Source organism: Streptomyces sp. NPDC005017 (assembly GCF_042873115.1).
Lineage (GTDB): Bacteria > Actinomycetota > Actinomycetes > Streptomycetales > Streptomycetaceae > Streptomyces.
The window spans coordinates 230,140-245,660 of sequence record NZ_JBIALD010000007.1 but is presented as its reverse complement, the minus strand read 5'-3'; the positions used below and the strand labels follow the sequence as shown (position 1 = coordinate 245,660).

15 protein-coding genes and 1 pseudogene are annotated in these 15,521 nt (G+C 73.2%); 5 read left to right on the top strand and 11 right to left on the bottom strand.

The window, feature by feature from the left end; genetic code table 11:
* Window positions 1-74: 74 nt before the first annotated feature.
* From ACFYR0_RS13555 to ACFYR0_RS13525, 7 genes are all read right to left on the bottom strand, one after another.
* A complete protein-coding gene (locus ACFYR0_RS13555) occupies window positions 75-1,289 on the bottom strand; it encodes an acyl-CoA dehydrogenase family protein (RefSeq protein WP_389326012.1) in 1,215 nt (404 codons plus the stop codon).
* A 6-nt stretch (window positions 1,290-1,295) separates the two neighbouring features.
* On the bottom strand, window positions 1,296-2,315 hold the full coding sequence (locus tag ACFYR0_RS13550; RefSeq protein WP_389326009.1) for a phosphotransferase family protein: 1,020 nt from the start codon (window positions 2,313-2,315) through the stop codon (window positions 1,296-1,298).
* Between the two features lie 166 nt (window positions 2,316-2,481).
* Window positions 2,482-2,778 carry a hypothetical protein gene (locus tag ACFYR0_RS13545; RefSeq protein ID WP_389326006.1) on the bottom strand — a complete coding sequence of 99 codons (297 nt, stop codon included), beginning with the start codon at window positions 2,776-2,778 and terminating at the stop codon, window positions 2,482-2,484.
* A 318-nt stretch (window positions 2,779-3,096) separates the two neighbouring features.
* Complete coding sequence (locus ACFYR0_RS13540) at window positions 3,097-3,426, bottom strand: DUF202 domain-containing protein (RefSeq protein WP_389326003.1); 330 nt, start codon at window positions 3,424-3,426, stop codon at window positions 3,097-3,099.
* Complete coding sequence (locus ACFYR0_RS13535; RefSeq protein ID WP_389326000.1) at window positions 3,414-3,806, bottom strand: YidH family protein; 393 nt, start codon at window positions 3,804-3,806, stop codon at window positions 3,414-3,416. The genes ACFYR0_RS13540 and ACFYR0_RS13535 overlap by 13 nt, the downstream gene beginning before the upstream one ends.
* Before the next feature lie 355 nt (window positions 3,807-4,161).
* Window positions 4,162-4,689, bottom strand: coding sequence for an NUDIX domain-containing protein (locus ACFYR0_RS13530; RefSeq protein WP_389325997.1), 528 nt, complete (start codon window positions 4,687-4,689; stop codon window positions 4,162-4,164).
* Window positions 4,690-4,732: 43 nt separating this feature from the next.
* A complete protein-coding gene (locus ACFYR0_RS13525; RefSeq protein ID WP_389325995.1) occupies window positions 4,733-5,632 on the bottom strand; it encodes a DMT family transporter in 900 nt (299 codons plus the stop codon).
* A gap of 491 nt (window positions 5,633-6,123) precedes the next feature.
* Here ACFYR0_RS13525 and ACFYR0_RS13520 point away from each other — a divergent pair, with 491 nt between their 5' ends.
* The 4 genes and pseudogenes from ACFYR0_RS13520 (at window position 6,124) to ACFYR0_RS13505 (ending at window position 10,355) form a co-directional block, all read left to right on the top strand.
* Window positions 6,124-7,074 (top strand): hypothetical protein, encoded by a 951-nt coding sequence (locus tag ACFYR0_RS13520; RefSeq protein ID WP_389325992.1) that lies wholly within the window; start codon window positions 6,124-6,126, stop codon window positions 7,072-7,074.
* Between the two features lie 80 nt (window positions 7,075-7,154).
* Window positions 7,155-8,699, top strand: coding sequence for an APC family permease (locus tag ACFYR0_RS13515; protein WP_389325989.1), 1,545 nt, complete (start codon window positions 7,155-7,157; stop codon window positions 8,697-8,699).
* A gap of 356 nt (window positions 8,700-9,055) precedes the next feature.
* A pseudogene (locus ACFYR0_RS13510) lies at window positions 9,056-9,757 on the top strand (molybdopterin-dependent oxidoreductase); the annotation flags it as partial.
* Window positions 9,741-10,355 (top strand): cytochrome b/b6 domain-containing protein, encoded by a 615-nt coding sequence (locus tag ACFYR0_RS13505; RefSeq protein WP_386377047.1) that lies wholly within the window; start codon window positions 9,741-9,743, stop codon window positions 10,353-10,355. The pseudogene ACFYR0_RS13510 and the gene ACFYR0_RS13505, both read left to right, overlap by 17 nt.
* A 163-nt stretch (window positions 10,356-10,518) precedes the next feature.
* Here the strand turns inward: ACFYR0_RS13505 and ACFYR0_RS13500 are convergent, their stop codons facing one another.
* A complete protein-coding gene (locus ACFYR0_RS13500; protein WP_389325986.1) occupies window positions 10,519-11,916 on the bottom strand; it encodes a GntP family permease in 1,398 nt (465 codons plus the stop codon).
* Between the two features lie 166 nt (window positions 11,917-12,082).
* Window positions 12,083-12,601 (bottom strand): gluconokinase, encoded by a 519-nt coding sequence (locus ACFYR0_RS13495; protein ID WP_389325983.1) that lies wholly within the window; start codon window positions 12,599-12,601, stop codon window positions 12,083-12,085.
* A 138-nt stretch (window positions 12,602-12,739) separates the two neighbouring features.
* On the opposite strand from ACFYR0_RS13495, the gene ACFYR0_RS13490 reads away from it, so the two are divergent.
* On the top strand, window positions 12,740-13,441 hold the full coding sequence (locus tag ACFYR0_RS13490; protein WP_389325980.1) for a FadR/GntR family transcriptional regulator: 702 nt from the start codon (window positions 12,740-12,742) through the stop codon (window positions 13,439-13,441).
* Between the two features lie 255 nt (window positions 13,442-13,696).
* On the opposite strand, the gene ACFYR0_RS13485 is transcribed toward ACFYR0_RS13490, so the two are convergent.
* Both ACFYR0_RS13485 and ACFYR0_RS13480 read right to left on the bottom strand, forming a co-directional pair.
* A complete protein-coding gene (locus ACFYR0_RS13485) occupies window positions 13,697-14,110 on the bottom strand; it encodes a YchJ family protein (protein ID WP_386377051.1) in 414 nt (137 codons plus the stop codon).
* A 2-nt stretch (window positions 14,111-14,112) separates the two neighbouring features.
* Window positions 14,113-15,486, bottom strand: coding sequence for a M1 family metallopeptidase (locus ACFYR0_RS13480; protein ID WP_389325977.1), 1,374 nt, complete (start codon window positions 15,484-15,486; stop codon window positions 14,113-14,115).
* Window positions 15,487-15,521: the final 35 nt, after the last annotated feature.

Here is a 15,521-nt window from a genome sequence, read left to right as displayed (position 1 = left end):
GCGCACACGTAAGGGGCGACCGCCCTGGGCGGCCGCCCCTTGCACACGTCACTGCCGGGTACTGCCCGCGACCCCTACAGGTACTTCTTCAGCTCCCGCCGCGCCAGCGACCGCTGGTGCACCTCGTCCGGCCCGTCGGCGAGCATCAGCGTGCGGGCCGCCGCGTACAGCTCCGCCAGCGGGAAGTCCTGGCTCACCCCGCCCGCGCCGTGCAGCTGGATCGCCCGGTCGACGATGTCCACCACCGCGCGCGGCGTGGCGATCTTGATGGCCTGGATCTCCGTGTGCGCGCCCTTGTTGCCCACGGTGTCCATGAGCCAGGCCGTCTTCAGCACCAGCAGCCGCAGCTGCTCGACCGCCACCCGCGCGTCGGCGATCCAGTTGTGCACCACGCCCTGCTGCGCCAGCGCCTTGCCGAACGCCGTACGCGACACGGCCCGTCGGCACATCAGCTCGATCGCGCGCTCCGCCATGCCGATCAGCCGCATGCAGTGGTGGATGCGGCCCGGGCCGAGCCGGGCCTGGGCGATGGCGAAGCCGCCGCCCTCCTCGCCGATCAGGTTGGACACCGGCACGCGCGCGTGGTCGAAGACCACCTCGGCGTGACCGCCGTGGTAGTGGTCCTCGTAGCCGAACACCTTCATGGCCCGGGTGATCGTGACACCGGGCGTGTCACGCGGCACGAGCACCATCGACTGCTGACGGCGGATGTCCGGCCCGTCCGGGTCGGTCTTGCCCATCACGATGAAGATCTGGCAGTCCGGGTTCATCGCCCCGGAGATGTACCACTTGCGGCCCGTGACGACGTACTCGTCGCCGTCCCGCTCTATGTGCGTGGTGATGTTGGTGGCGTCCGAGGAGGCCACCTCCGGCTCGGTCATCGCGAACGCCGAGCGGATCTCACCGGCCAGCAGCGGCTCCAGCCACTGCTTCTTCTGCTCCTCGCTGCCGAACTGGGCCAGCACCTCCATGTTGCCGGTGTCCGGCGCCGCGCAGTTCAGCGCGGTCGGCGCCAGGTGCGGGGAGCGGCCGGTGATCTCGGCGAGCGGCGCGTACTGGAGGTTCGTCAGCCCCGCGCCGTGCTCGGCGTCCGGCAGGAACAGGTTCCACAGTCCCTGGCGGCGCGCCTCGGCCTTCAGCTCCTCCACGACCGGCGGGTTGTCCCACGGCGAGGCGAGCGCGGCGCGCTGCTCCTCGGCCACCGCCTCGGCCGGGTGGACGTGCTCGTCCATGAAGGCCAGCAACCTGGCGCGCAGCTCCTCGGTGCGCGCGTCGAACGCGAAGTCCATGTCCCGTCAGCCTTCCTGGAGGGTGGTCAGACCGTGCTGGATGAAGACCGGCACCAGCTCGCCGATGCGGTCGAAGCCGCGCCCGACCGTCTGGCCGAGCGTGTAGCGGTAGTGGATGCCCTCGAGGATCACGGCGAGCTTGAACCAGGCGAAGGCGGTGTACCAGGCGACCGAGGAGACGTCCCGGCCGGAGCGGGCGGCGTACCGCTCGATCAGTTCGGCGGGGGAGGGGTGCCCGGGGGCCGTGGCGGTGGTGCTGACCGGCGAGTCCGGCACCTCCAGCGGCGCGCTGTACATCACCAGCAGGCCAAGGTCGGTGAGCGGGTCGCCGAGCGTCGACATCTCCCAGTCGAGGATCGCCTCGATCCTGTCGTCGGCGCCGATCAGGACGTTGTCCAGCCGGTAGTCGCCGTGCACGACGGTCGGCGCGGGGGAGGAGGGCAGCGCGCGGCCGAGGGCGGCGTGCAGCTCGTCGATGCCGGGCAGGTCGCGGTTGCGGGATGCGTCCAGCTGCTTGCCCCAGCGGCGCAGCTGCCGGTCCAGGAAGCCCTCGGGCCGCCCGAAGTCGGCCAGGCCCACCTCGGCCGGGTCTACGGCGTGCAGCCCGACGAGGGTGTCCACCAGCGACAGCACCGCGTCACGGGTGCGCTCCGGGCCGAGCGGCGCCAGCTGGGCGGCGGTGCGGTACGGCGTCCCGGCCACGAAGTCCATGACGTAGAACGGGGCCCCGAGCACGTCATCGTCCTCGCACAGCAGCACGGGGGCCGGCACCGGCACGTCGGTCGGGTGCAGCGCGCTGATCACCCGGAACTCGCGCTTCATGTCGTGCGCGGTGGCCAGGACATGGCCGAGCGGGGGCCGTCGCACGACCCACTGCGAGGTGCCGTCCGCCACCTTGTACGTCAGGTTCGACCGTCCGCCCTCGATCAGCCGGCCGGTGAGGGCGCCCTGCACGAGGCCGGGCCGCTCGCGGTCGAGCAGGCCGCGCAGCCGGTCGAGGTCGAGCCCGGGCGGATGGTCGGTCATCGTCGCTCCTACATGCCTGTCAACGGGTTGCGATTCATGATGCCGACTGGTCGGTATGCCGTCCAGAGCGGAGAGCCAACGTGATCGGTGCCACGACGGGCCGACGGCTCCCCGCGCGCCCGCGCGAGGAGCCGTCGACGGTGTGTCCGGGCGGGGCCGGGACCGGTCAGTGGTCGTCCCAGTGGCCGTCGTGGGCCGCGTGGCGATGACCGTCGTGCAGATAGTCCAGGTGGTCGCCGTGCGCGACCGCGCTGTGCCCGCAGTTCTCGCCGTGCTGGTGGTCGTGCCCGTCGTGGGCGCTGTGCCCGGCGGGCTCGCACTCGTCCCAGTGGCCGCCGTGCTCCCGGTGCAGATGCCCGTCGTGGGCGTAGTCGACGTGGTCGCCGTGCGGCACCTCGGTGTGCCCGCAGTCGGGGCCGTGGGTGTGGCTGTGGGTGCTGTGTTCCTGATGCAGGGTGGTCATCTCGCCAGCCTTCGAATGTCGGATGCGCGAACTGGAACATATCGGACACGCTGTCTGCGTGCCTCCCCGGGCGGCCGGAGTGTCGGAGCCGTGAGGCCATCGGCCACAGCCGCTTCGGCGGACCCGGGGTCCCGGGGTCCACCGACGTCCACGACCCCAGGACCGGGCCCGACCCGGTGCCCGTGAAGGTGCGGGCCGCCGCCGTCGAGAGTCCCGTCGTCCGCCCCGGGGCGGGCGGGACTCTCGCAGCCCGCCCCCAGGGCCCTTCTGATGGATCTCCGCGGCGTCGCGACGCCGCGGAGATCCATCAGAAGGGCCCTAGAACACCAAAGCCGTGGCGCAGGCCGCCAGGGCCACCGTGCACAGCGTCGCCGCGGTGGCCTGGCGGGCGGTGAGGACACGCGGCCGGCCGGGCGCCGACAGGGCCCGGATCCGGTCGTGGGCGACCAGCAGGAAGCCCAGCCAGAGCAGACAGCACAGCGCGCACGCCAGGGCGGAGACCACCGTGACACCGCCGTGCAGGGTCGTGCGCACCGCGAGCACGGCCGCCACCGTGGAGGACAGCGTCGTACGCCGCCACGCGAGCCGGGTCCGCTCGGGCTGCAGCCCGGGGTCGCGCTCCGGGGCGGCCCCGCTCACCCCTCCCACCCGAGCAGCACCACGACGACCATGACCAGGGCCACGAAGGCGACGACCAGGCTCAGCAGCGCCGGGAAGCGCGACGAGGGCAGGTCCTCGCCCTGCCGCATGGCCCGCTCGCAGCGCACCCAGTGGTTCACCGCGCGCAGCGAGCACAGCACGCCCGCCGCCAGCAGCGCGAGCGCGAGGCCGACCCGCCACCCCCACCGCAGGTCGGGCAGGAACTGGTCCACCGCGAACCCGCCGCCGATCAGCGCGAGCGCCGTGCGCAGCCAGGCCAGAAAGGTGCGCTCGTTGGCCAGCGAGAACCGGTAGTCCGGGGTGTCGCCCTCCGCACGGATCCGCTCGGGCGCGAACCACATCCGGACGTTTCGCACGAGTTCGATCACGCGACGGACCCTATCCGGTACGGGGACGCCGGGCGTCGCCCGTGGTGCCGCCGGCGTCGGCCGTGATGCCGGGCCGCGCGCGCCCGGCGCAGGGCGTGCTTCCCGGGTCCCGCCCGCGAGGCCGCGCTCCGGGCGGGGACGGGAATCCGACGATACGCCCTGGGGCCCTTCTGACGGATCTCCGCGGCGTCACGACGCCCGGCACGCACTCCCCCACCGCCTCAAGGGCGTGTGAGGTACCCCCAGCCGCACGGCGCGAAGGGACAGGTGGCTCCGCCACGCGACCTCCATACCGCACACCGAGCGCACGCACCGGACGCCGCTCCTTCTCCCACGGAGATCCGCCAGAAGGGCCCTAGACGCCCGAGGCCCGCCCCGTCGCCCGGAACTCCGCCAGCCGCTCGTACGCCGCGAGCCCGTCCGGCACCCACTCCCACTCGCCGAGCCGCGCCCGCAGTTCCTCCTCGGTGACGAACTCGTGCCAGGCGACCTCCTCGGCCTGCGGCCGGACCGGAGGCTCGCACCGGACCTCGTACACGGCCGACCACCAGCTCCGCCCGGCCCCGTCGTCGTAGAGGAACTTGAACAGGAACGCGGGCCGCGGCAGGCCGCTCACGCCGAGCTCCTCCTCGGCCTCTCGCAGGGCGGCCTCGTCGTAGGGCTCGCCGGTGCCGACGACACCGCCGACGAACATGTCGTACAGCGAGGGGAAGACCAGCTTGGTCGCGGTGCGGCGGTGGACGAAGATCCGGCCCTCGGCGTCCCGTGCCTGGATGAACACGCACCGGTGGCGCAGCCCCTGCGCGTAGACCTCCCCGCGCGGGAGCCGGCCGATGACCCGGTCGTGTTCGTCGACGACGTCGAGGATCTCGTCAGCGCTCATGGGAGCCATCCAACCAGCAGCCCGCGCCGGTGACGCGAGGCGCCTACCGCGTCTGGAGGGCCACCCGGCCCGGCACCGCGGCCGCCGCCACGCCCCGGGGCATCGCGGGGTGCATGCCGAGCAGCACGATCCCGGCGACCACGGCGGTGAGACCGGCCGCCTCCCAGGCCAGCGCGCCCGCGTCGGCGCGCAGCCGGTCGCCGAGGAAGCCCACGCCGCAGATGATGCCGGCCAGCGGCTGGGCCGCGGTCAGCGCGGGCAGGGAGGCCCGCAGCGAGGCCGTCTCGAAGGCGCTCTGGACGAGCAGCAGTCCGGTGACGCCCAGCAGCAGCACGGCGTAGGGCTGCCAGCCGGTGAACAGCTCGGCGAAGCCGCCGGCGGAGAAGCGTTCGCCGCTGACGCGGGTGAGCGCGTCCTGGACGCCGTAGAGCAGTCCGGCGGCCAGGGCCAGCAGGGTCGGGGCGGAGCCGGCGCGGGAGCGCTTGGCGTACGCGGTGAGCAGCAGGGCCAGGCCCACCATGGGGCCGATGATCAGCCAGGGGCGCAGCGGGTCGGCGACGGCGCTGCCGCCGGTCGGCTCGCCCGCCACGATGAACGCGCTCACCCCGCCCGCGAGCAGGGCGAGACCCGCCCAGCCCTGGCGGCCCAGCGGCTGCTTGGTCTGGCGGCGGGAGAGGGCGAGGGCGAACAGGAGGTTGGTGGCCAGCAGCGGTTCGACGAAGGAGATCTCGCCCTGGCCGAGCGCCGCCGCGCCGAGTGCCATGCCCACGACCATCAGGGCGATGCCGCCGAGCCAGCGCGGCACCCGCATCAGGTCGAGCAGCAGCCGGGGGGAGAGGAAGTCGCCGCGCGGGGCGTGCTGGGCGGCGTTCTGCTGGAGGACGAACCCGAATCCCAGGCAGCAGGCGGCACCGACGGCGAGAAGCAGAACCAGAAGCGACACGCGGGGAGTACCTCGGGATCTTCCGGCCGGGCCGGGGGAGGGCGCGGACGGATAGGGGTCCGGAAGCCGGGACCGGCTCCGGCGGCGCCGGGGAGCGACCCGGGTCAGTGCCCGGGACGGGCGCCTCGCGCACGGTCGCGGCGGGCGCCCTGCGCACGGTCGCGGCGCACCCGGGGGCTCCGGTGGCGGCGCGTCCGTACGACCCATGGTCAGGGGAGGAAGCGGACTGCGCTATGACGTACGTCACACCGACCCCCTGCGAAATGCGTCGGAATCGCACCCTCCATGTGGTCTCAGGTGTCACAACTGTCCCACTGGTCACGCCAGTTGAACCGTGCCACATGGCCTCGCCACTTGACGATGGCCTTGGCTGCGGGTTTGCTGTGCGTGATCGGCTGATGACGGGGCTGACCACCGCGCCGTCAGCGGTCCCCGGCATACCTGCTCCGCCCTATCCGGCTCTGCGCATCACCGTCTGAGGATGTCCCTCGGTGTCACCACCCCCGCCTCCCCTGGGCCGCGCCCGCAAGCGCTCGCCCCAGACCTTCGACGCGGCGCTCGACGACACCGACCTCGCGACCGCGCGCGCCGCCCTCTCCCAGGGCCGCTGGCAGGTCGCCCGCAGCCTGCTCGCACTCACCGGTGACGACTGGGACCGCCGCGGCCATCGCGTCGCCGTTCTGGCGGCCGACAAGTACAGCGCCGCCTGGGCCCGCGAGTGGCGCCTCGCCGAGCCCGAGTCCGCCGACGCCCGCGTGCTGCTCGCCGTGTCGCTGGTGCAGCGCGCCCTGACCGGCAAGGAGAAGCCGGACAGCGCCCGCGAGGCCTGCAGGACCGCGGCGGGGCTGCTGCCCGGCGACCCCACCCCGTGGCTCGGGCTGCTCATGCTGGAGCGCGAACGCGGCGGCGACCAGGACGCGGCCCGGGCCTTCGACGAGGTCCGCCACCGGCACGCCGAGCACCACCACGCCCACCACCTGATGGTCGCCCGGCTCGCCGAGGCCCGCGCCGGGGCCGGAGCCGACCCGCTGCACGAGGTCTACGACTTCGCCAACTGGGCCGCCGAGCAGGCCCCCGCCGACTCGCCGCTCGCCATCCTCCCGGTCGTCGCGCACGCCGAGCGCTACCGCGTGCTCGCCGCCGCCGGCCACGAGAGCGCCGACCCGGCCGCCTCCGGCCACTGGGTCGGCCGCCGGGCCCGGCAGGTGATGAAGGCCGCCTTCGACTGGTGGCTGGAGTGGGAGCACGAGGACCACCCGCGACGCCTGGTCGACCTCAACTTCCTCGCCCACGCCAAGTCCTGCGAGGGCCGCGGCGCCGAGGCGGCCGCCCTGTTCCACCGCATCGGGGAGCACATGACCCCGCAGCCCTGGTCCTACCCGGACCGCGACCCGCACGCCGCCTTCCGCGCCGCGCGCGCCCTCGCGCTCGGCACGGGCTGAACCACCCCGCACGCCCCGGAACCCCCTGCACCGGTCCCCCCCCGAACGGTCCCACCGGTCCCCGAAAGGACACACCCCCGATGACAACGGGCAGTTCGAGAACCCACGCCCCCGGCAGCGCCGAGGGCATCAGCACGTTCAAGGGCCAGGAGCGCGCCCTGCGCGCCGACCGCCTCGGGACGGGCGGCCTGCTGCTGTCCGTCCTCGCGGCCACCGCCCCGCTCATGGTGGTCGCGGGTGTCATGCCCACGGCATTCGCGGTGATGGGCATCGTCGGACAGCCGCTGCTCTTCGTCGCCCTCGGCGTCACCCTGGTGCTGTTCAGCGTCGGATACGCCGAGATGAGCCGGCACGTCCACAACGCCGGCGCCTTCTACGCCTACATCTCCCGCGGCCTCGGCCCCACCGCCGGAGCGGCCGCCTCCTTCCTCGCCCTCGTCGCCTACAGCACCCTCCAGGTCGGCATCTTCGGCATCTTCGGCTTCGAGGTCTCCGGCCTGCTCGCCACCTACGCCGACGCCGAGGTCGCCTGGTGGATACCGGCGCTGCTGGCCGCCGCCGCGGTCGGCGCGCTCGGCTGGCTGAAGATCGACGTCAACGCGCGGCTGCTGGGCGTGCTGCTGCTGATCGAGGTGGCCCTCGTCGTCATCTTCGACATCGCCGTGGTCGCCGACCCCGGCCCGCAGGGCCTGTCGCTCGCCGCCTTCGACCCGGACACCCTCACCGGCGCCGGGCTGGGCACCGCGCTGTGCTTCTGCATCGCCGCCTTCCTCGGGTTCGAGCAGGCCCCCGTGTACGCCGAGGAGACCAGCCGCCCGCACGTGCTCGTGCCGCGCGTGATGTTCCTCGCCGTCGGCTTCGTGGCGGTGTTCTTCGCGCTCAGCTCCTGGGCGCTGACCGTCGCCACCGGGCCCGACCGGATCGTGCAGGCCTCGCAGGAGCAGAGCGCCGGCCTGATGTTCTTCCTCAGCGAGTCCCGGCTCGGCGGCACCTTCACCGACGTCATGCACGTGCTGTTCGTGACCGGCATGTTCGCCGCCATGCTCAGCTTCCACAACGTCGTCGCCCGCTACGCCTTCGCCATGGGCCGCGAGGGCCTCCTCCCGGCCGCCTTCGGCCGTACCACCGGCAGCCACGGTGCGCCCGGCACCGGCTCCCTGCTCCAGACGGTCGTCTCGCTGCTCGTCGTCGCGGGCTTCGCCGTCGCCGACGACGGTCCGGTCGGCGACCCCACCGCGCCGGTCCTCCATCTGTTCACCTGGGCCGGCAACACCGGCGCGCTCGGCGTGATCCTGCTGATGGCCACGGCGTCCTTCTCCGTGGTCGCCTTCTTCGTCCGCCGTGGTGCCGCGGGCGCCCAGGCCTGGCGGCTGGCCGCCTCCGCCGTGGCCGGTGTCGCCCTGCTGGTGATCGCCGGTTACACCGTCAAGGACATCGACGTCCTGATCGGCGCGGGCCCCGGCTCCTCGGTGAGCTGGATCCTGCCCGGCATCGTCGTCCTCGCCGTCGCCGTGGGCCTGGCCCACGGCCTGTACCTGCGCTCCCGCGACCCCGAGGCGCACGCCCGCATCGGACTCGGCAACGAGGCGTTCCAGCTGGACAAGGCGGCGGAGTCGGCGAACTGACACCGGACACCTTTCAGAACTCTGACGAGCACCCGCGCACCCTGGCCCCAGGGGGCCGCGGGTGCTCGAATGAGAAGGTGAACCCCGAACGACCCGAGCCGGAGGAACGACCCGAGCCCGCGCCGTACGACCGGCCCGGCACGGAGCCCCGCCGGCCCCCCGCCCCCGAAGACCGGCCCGCCCCCGAAGACCGGTCCGGTACGGAGCCCGGCCGGCTCCCCGGCCCTGAAGCCGTCCCGGGCGCTGAAGGCCTCCCCGGCCCCGAGGCCGTCCCCGGCCCCGAGGCCGTCCCCGGCCCCGAGGCCGTCCCCGGCCCCGAAGCCGTCCCGGGCTTTGAAGCCGCCCCGGAGGACCCTCCCGGCAAGCCCGTCGGCCGCAGGGTCTTCCTCGGCACGCTCGGCCTGGGCGTCCTCGGCGTCGTCGCCGCGCCCCCGCTGCAACGCGCGCTGGAGTCCTTCCTCGGCAGCGCGGCCGACCGGGACCCCACCGGACTGACCGGACTCCTCCCCAACGGCGGCGGCTTCCGCTACTACTCGGTCGCCTCCTCCGTCCCCCGCAAGGACGCCACCGACTACCGCCTCACCGTCGACGGCCTGGTCGACCGCCCCGCCACCTACACCCTCTCCGACCTCCGGGCCATGCCGCAGAGCAGGCTCGTCCGCGACGTCCAGTGCGTCACCGGCTGGCGGGTCCCGCACACGCCCTTCGAAGGCGTACGGCTGTCCGCGCTGCTGGACGCGGCCGGGGTGCGCCCGACGGCCCGCGCGATCCGCTTCACCTGTTTCGACGGCACCTACTCGGAGAGCCTCACCCTCGCCCAGGCTCGCCGTGCCGACGTGCTCGTCGCCCTGCGCATGCAGGACGAGGACCTCGGCCACGCCCACGGCGGCCCGGCCCGCCTCTACGTGGCGCCGATGTACTTCTACAAGTCCGCCAAGTGGCTCTCCGGCATCACCGTCACCGACCGGGTGCGCCCCGGCTACTGGGAGGAACGCGGCTACGACGTGGACGCCTGGGTCGGCCGTTCGAACGGACGTGACGATGCCCCCACGACCTGACGCGCGGGCCCGGCTGCCCCGCTTCACCCCGGCCGAACGCTGGGTGCACCGCACCACGGCCGTCCTGATGGGCGTCTGCGTGGCCACGGCCGCCTGCCTCTACGTCCCCGAGCTCGCCCAGCTGGTGGGCCGCCGCGCCCTGGTGGTCCGGCTGCACGAGTTCTCGGGCCTCGCCCTGCCCGTCCCGCTGCTCGCCGGGCTCGCCTCCCGCGCCCTGCGGGCCGACCTCGGCCGCATGAACCGCTTCGGCCCGCACGACCGGCTCTGGCTGCGCGCGGTGCTGCGCCGCGACAGGCGTCCCTCGGCCCGCCCGTCGGCGAAGTTCAACGCGGGGCAGAAGATCTACGCCGCCTGGATCGCGGGCGCCACCCTGGTCATGCTCGGGACCGGCCTGCTGATGTGGTTCACCCACCTCACCCCGCTGCGCTGGCGGACCAGCGCGACCTTCGTCCACGACTGGCTCGCGCTCACCGTCGGTGTCGTTCTCGCCGGACACATCGGCATGGCCCTGGCCGACCCGGAGGCCCGCCGCGGTCTGCGCACCGGGCGCGTCAGCCGCGAGTGGGCCGAGCGCGAACACCCGCTGTGGCGGCCCTGACCGGGACGAGCCGAAGCCGCCCCCGCCTGCCGACCCGCAGCGCCCCGAGGGGCCGAAGCCGCCGCCCGCCCCCGTCCGCGGACCGGCCCACCCGGACACGCCGAAGCCGTCGTACTCCGCACCCGGAGTACGACGGCTTCCTCTCGGTCCGGTCCGCGCGCCGCTAGATGATCAGCGACAACAGCAGAACCATCGCTCCGGCCACGACCGAGATGATCGTCTCCATCACCGACCACGTCTTGATCGTCTGCCCGACGTCCAGGCCGAAGTACTCCTTCACCAGCCAGAAGCCGGCGTCGTTGACATGGCTGAAGAACAGCGAGCCCGCGCCGATCGCGAGGACCAGCAGAGCGGTGTGGGCGGTGGACATGTCGGCCGCGAGCGGGGCGACGAGACCCGCCGCGGAGACGGTCGCCACGGTCGCCGAGCCCGTCGCGAGACGGATGGCGACGGCGATGAGCCAGGCCAGCAGCAGCGCCGGGACGGACCAGTCCTCGGAGATCTCCAGGATCATCCGGCCGACGCCGGAGTCGATCAGGGTCTGCTTGAAGCCACCGCCCGCGCCGACGATCAGCAGGATGCCCGCGATCGGGACGAGGCCCTTCTCGACCGTCTGCGACAGCCGCTCCTTGCTGAACCCGGCCGCCCGGCCCAGCGTGAAGAAGCCGAGCAGCACCGAGGCGAGCAGCGCGATCAGCGGTGAGCCGACCACGTCGAAGACGCGCTGCACACCGTGCTCGGGGTCGTCCACCACGATGTCGACCAGCGCCTTGGACAGCATCAGCACGACCGGCAGCAGGATCGTCGCCAGCGTGACACCGAAGCCGGGACGGCGCTCCAGCTCCTCGGAGGCGCGCTGCGGGATCATCCGGTCGGGCGCCGGGACGTCGACCCAGCGCGCGGCGAACCGGGAGAACACCGGACCGGCGATGATCACGGTCGGGATCGCCACCAGCACACCGAGCGCGAGGGTCACACCGAGGTTGGCGCCCACCGCGTCGATCGCGATCAGCGGACCGGGGTGCGGCGGCACCAGGCCGTGCATGACCGACAGACCGGCCAGCGCGGGGATGCCGATACGCATCAGGGAGTAGTTGCCGCGCTTGGCGACCATCAGCACGACCGGGATCAGCAGCACGACGCCGACCTCGAAGAACAGCGGCAGTCCGATCACCGAGGCGATGAGCACCATCGCCCACGGCATCGACCGGCCGCCCGCCCTGGCGAGGATCGTGTCGACGATCTGGTCCGCGCCGCCGGAGTCGGCCAGCAGCTTGCCGAGGATCGCGCCCAGGGCGATCAGCACGCCCACACCGGCGACGGTGGTGCCGAGGCCGGTGGTGAAGCTGACGATCACCTTGTCCAGCGGTGCCCCGGCGAACGCGCCCAGCGCGAGCGAGCCGACGGTCAGGGCCAGGAAGGCGTGGAGCTTGTACTTGGTGATGAGCAGGACGATGACGGCGATGCCCGCCAGCACGGCGATGCCCAGCTGGACATGTCCGGCCGAGGTGATCGGCTCGACGGTGTCCGCTGCCAGCATCTCGACGCTGAGTCTGGTCACGGGGGTTCCCTTGCAGATACGCGGATACGCAGATACGCAGATACGCAGATACGGGGACGGGGAAGGGGTATGTGGAAAGCTGCGGAAAACGGTGACGCCGAGGTCACCGGGAGGTCCGGTGCCGCGGGGACCACGGCACCGGACCGGGCTACTGCACCGGACGGGGCTACGGCAGGGGACCGGGCAGACCGTCCAGGGCCCCGGCGGCCCGCTCGGCGATCTCCTCCGGGCCGCCGGTCACGTCCACGGCCACTCCCGCCTCGTCGGCCTGGAGCGGCTGGAGCGTGGCGAACTGGGAGTCCAGCAGCGCGGTCGGCATGAAGTGGCCGCGGCGGTGCGCCATACGGTCCTCGATCAGTGCCCGGTCGCCCGTGAGGTGCACGAACACGACCCCGGGCGCGGCCGCCCGGAGCCGGTCGCGGTAGGACCGCTTCAGCGCGGAACTGCTGACCACGCCGCCGAGCCCGGCCCGGTCGTGGGCCCAGGCGCCGATGGCGTCCAGCCACGGCCGGCGGTCCGAGTCGTCCAGCGGGACACCGGCCGACATCTTGTCGATGTTGGCCTGCGGGTGGAAGTCGTCGCCCTCGGCGTAGGGGACGCCGAGCCGGGCCGCGAGCAGGGGACCGATGGTGGTCTTGCCCGTTCCGGCTACGCCCATGACCACGACTACATGGGGGGTACGCATGGCTGTCTCCCTCGACACGAGATGCCGACCTCCGGCGTCGGCGTCGCCCTATGAAACCCATTAGATACGACTAATTCAAGAAGCTGTGACAAATAAGTCTGACTTTTTGTTCCCTGAGCGCCCCCGTACCCTGTGTCCATGACCACACCGGGCCGGGGACTGCACGGCCGTGTACTGGACACCCTCGGCCCCGAGATCACCGCCGGCGTCTACCCGGCGGGCAGTGTGCTGCGCACCGACGAACTGGCCCAGCGCTTCGACGTCTCCCGTTCCGTGATGCGCGAGGCCGTCCGGGTCCTGGAGTCGATGCACCTGGTGGAGTCCCGCCGTCGCGTCGGCGTCACCGTGCAGGCCGAGTGCGAGTGGAACGTCTACGACCCCGAGGTCATCCGCTGGCGCCTGGCCGGCGCCGACCGCCCGCGCCAGCTGCGCTCGCTCACCGTGCTGCGCTGCGCCGTGGAACCCGTCGCGGCCCGCCTCGCCGCCCTCCAGGCCACCGCAGAGCAGTGCGCGGAGCTCACCGAGTGCGCCCTCGGCATGGTCGCCACCTCACGCGGCCACCAGCTGGAGGGCTATCTGCTCCACGACATCGCCTTCCACCGGGTCGTCCTCACGGCGTCCGGCAACGAGATGTTCGCCCGCCTCGGCGACGTGGTCGCCGAGGTCCTCACCGGCCGCACCCGGCACGACGTCATGTTCGAGGACCCCGACCCCGCGGCCGTCACCCTGCACGTCCAGGTCGCCGAGGCCGTCCGCGCCCGCGAGGCCGACCGCGCGGAGGAACTCACCCGGGAAATCACCGTCGGCGCCCTGCGGGAACTGGACATACTCGCTCCCTGAACGCGGCAGCCCGCGCCTGCCGGGCACGCACACCCCGGACATGCGCACCCCGGGCCGGTATGCCCCGGGCCCCGCGCCCCAAGCCCCATGCCCGCGCCCCATGCCCCGCGCCGCGCACCCCGCGCCCCAAGCCCCGCGCCGCGCACCCCGGGCCCCAGTCCTGCGCCGCAGCCCCCGGACCCCAGTCCCGCGCCGCACACTCCGGAGCCGCGCACCCCGCGCCCCAAGCCCCGCGCCGGGCACCGCCGGACCCGCTCAGTCCAGGAACTCCCCGTCCACGTACACCCACGCCCCCTCGACCCGCTCGAACCGGCTGCGCTCGTGCAGCGACCCGCCCTCGAACGACGCCCGGAACGTCACCGTCCCCGTGCCGTGGAACGCCGACCCGTTCTCCGCCCCCAGGATCTCCAGCCCCGTCCAGCGCATCCCCGGATCCAGGCCGAGCGTCGCGGGCCGCGTCCGCGGATGCCAGGTCCGCAGCAGATACCCCTCGTCCAGCCGTACGAACGCGCAGTAGCGCGAACGCATCAGCGCCTCGGCGCTCGGCGCCGCGGCGAGCCCGGAGTGGAACCGGCCGCAGCAGGCCTCGTACGCCTCCGGCAGCCCGCACGGACACGAGACGGGACGCGCTGACGTGGAACGGCCCCTGCGACGGGCGGACTTGCTCATGCTCAGGCTCCAGCGCTCGGCGGGTACGACGGCATCGACGGCACCCCGGGACCCGGGGAGGGCAGCGACGGCAGAGCCGTACCGTGCACCCACGCGTCGAACAGGTCGTCCAGCGGCTCCACCGCGTACCGGGCCACGTGCGCCCGCAGCGTCGCGCTCGTCACCGCGCCGCCCCGGTGCAGGGACACCCAGCCGCGCAGCATCCGGAAGAACGCGTCGTCGCCCAGCGCACAGCGCAGCGCGTGCACCACCAGCCCGCCGCGCTCGTAGAGCCGGTCGTCGAACATCAGCTTGCGGCCCGGGTCGGCCAGCTTCAGATCCTGCGGCAGCCCCGACAGCAACCGGTGCGCGGCGGCGGCCAGTTGCTGCGCCGTGCGGCCGCCCGAGCGCTCCGACCACAGCCACTCCGCGTACTTGGCGAAGCCCTCGTTCAGCCAGATGTGCCGCCAGTCCGCGATCGACACGCTGTTGCCGAACCACTGATGCGCCAGCTCGTGCGCGATCAGCCGCTCCGAACCCCGCGCCCCGTCCACATGGTTGGCGCCGAACAGGGACAACCCCTGCGCCTCCACGGGCACATCGAGCTCCTCCTCCGTCACCAGCACCGCGTACTCGTCGAACGGGTAGGCCCCGAACAGTTCCTGGAACAGCTCCATCATCTGCGGCTGCCGCGCGAAGTCCCGGGAGAACTCCGGCAGCAGCTGCGCCGGGATGTGCCCGTGCTGCGGCACCCCGCCGGGTCCCGGATCACCCAGGATCACCGTCTGGTACTTGCCGATCGACAGCCCCACCAGATAGCTCGACGTCGCCGCCGCCTGCTCGTACACCCAGGTCGTCGTCGACGCCCTCGCCGTACGCGTCAGCAGCCGGCCGCCCGCCACCACCGAGTACGCCGACGGCGTGGTGACCGAGATCTGGTAGGAGGCCTTGTCGGCGGGCCGGTCGTTGCACGGGTACCAGGACGGCGCCCCGACCGGCTGGCTCGCCACCAGCGCCCCGTCCGCCAGCTCCTCCCAGCCGAGGCCGCCCCACGGGCTGGCCACCGGCTTCGGGTTGCCCGACCAGTGCACCTCCACCGTGAACGCCGCCCCGGCCCGCACCGGCTTCGACGGCCGCACCCGCAGCCGCCCGCCACGATGCGTGTAGTGCGGCTGACGGCCGTCCACCCGCACCCGGCCGATCTTGAAGTCCGCCAGATTCAGCTGGAACTCGGCGAGCTGCGCACGTCCCGCTATGGCGTTGATCCGGGCCGTGCCGGACAGACGGTTGGGGCCGGGCCGGTAGTCCACCGCGAGTTCATAGCGATGCACCCGGTACCGGGGATCACCGTTGCCCGGGAAGTACGGGTCCTGGCCCGCCGTCTGCTGAACTGCCACTGCCGCGTCTGCTCCCTGCGCCTTGCCCGTACGAG

Coding starts and splice junctions, on each gene's coding strand:
- ACFYR0_RS13555 (WP_389326012.1), bottom strand. CDS start 1,289: ATGGACTTCGCGTTCGACGCGCGCACCGAGGAGCTGCGCGCCAGGTTG.
- ACFYR0_RS13550 (WP_389326009.1), bottom strand. CDS start 2,315: ATGACCGACCATCCGCCCGGGCTCGACCTCGACCGGCTGCGCGGCCTG.
- ACFYR0_RS13545 (WP_389326006.1), bottom strand. CDS start 2,778: ATGACCACCCTGCATCAGGAACACAGCACCCACAGCCACACCCACGGC.
- ACFYR0_RS13530 (WP_389325997.1), bottom strand. CDS start 4,689: ATGAGCGCTGACGAGATCCTCGACGTCGTCGACGAACACGACCGGGTC.
- ACFYR0_RS13515 (WP_389325989.1), top strand. CDS start 7,155: ATGACAACGGGCAGTTCGAGAACCCACGCCCCCGGCAGCGCCGAGGGC.
- ACFYR0_RS13505 (WP_386377047.1), top strand. CDS start 9,741: ATGCCCCCACGACCTGACGCGCGGGCCCGGCTGCCCCGCTTCACCCCG.
- ACFYR0_RS13495 (WP_389325983.1), bottom strand. CDS start 12,601: ATGCGTACCCCCCATGTAGTCGTGGTCATGGGCGTAGCCGGAACGGGC.
- ACFYR0_RS13490 (WP_389325980.1), top strand. CDS start 12,740: ATGACCACACCGGGCCGGGGACTGCACGGCCGTGTACTGGACACCCTC.
- ACFYR0_RS13485 (WP_386377051.1), bottom strand. CDS start 14,110: ATGAGCAAGTCCGCCCGTCGCAGGGGCCGTTCCACGTCAGCGCGTCCC.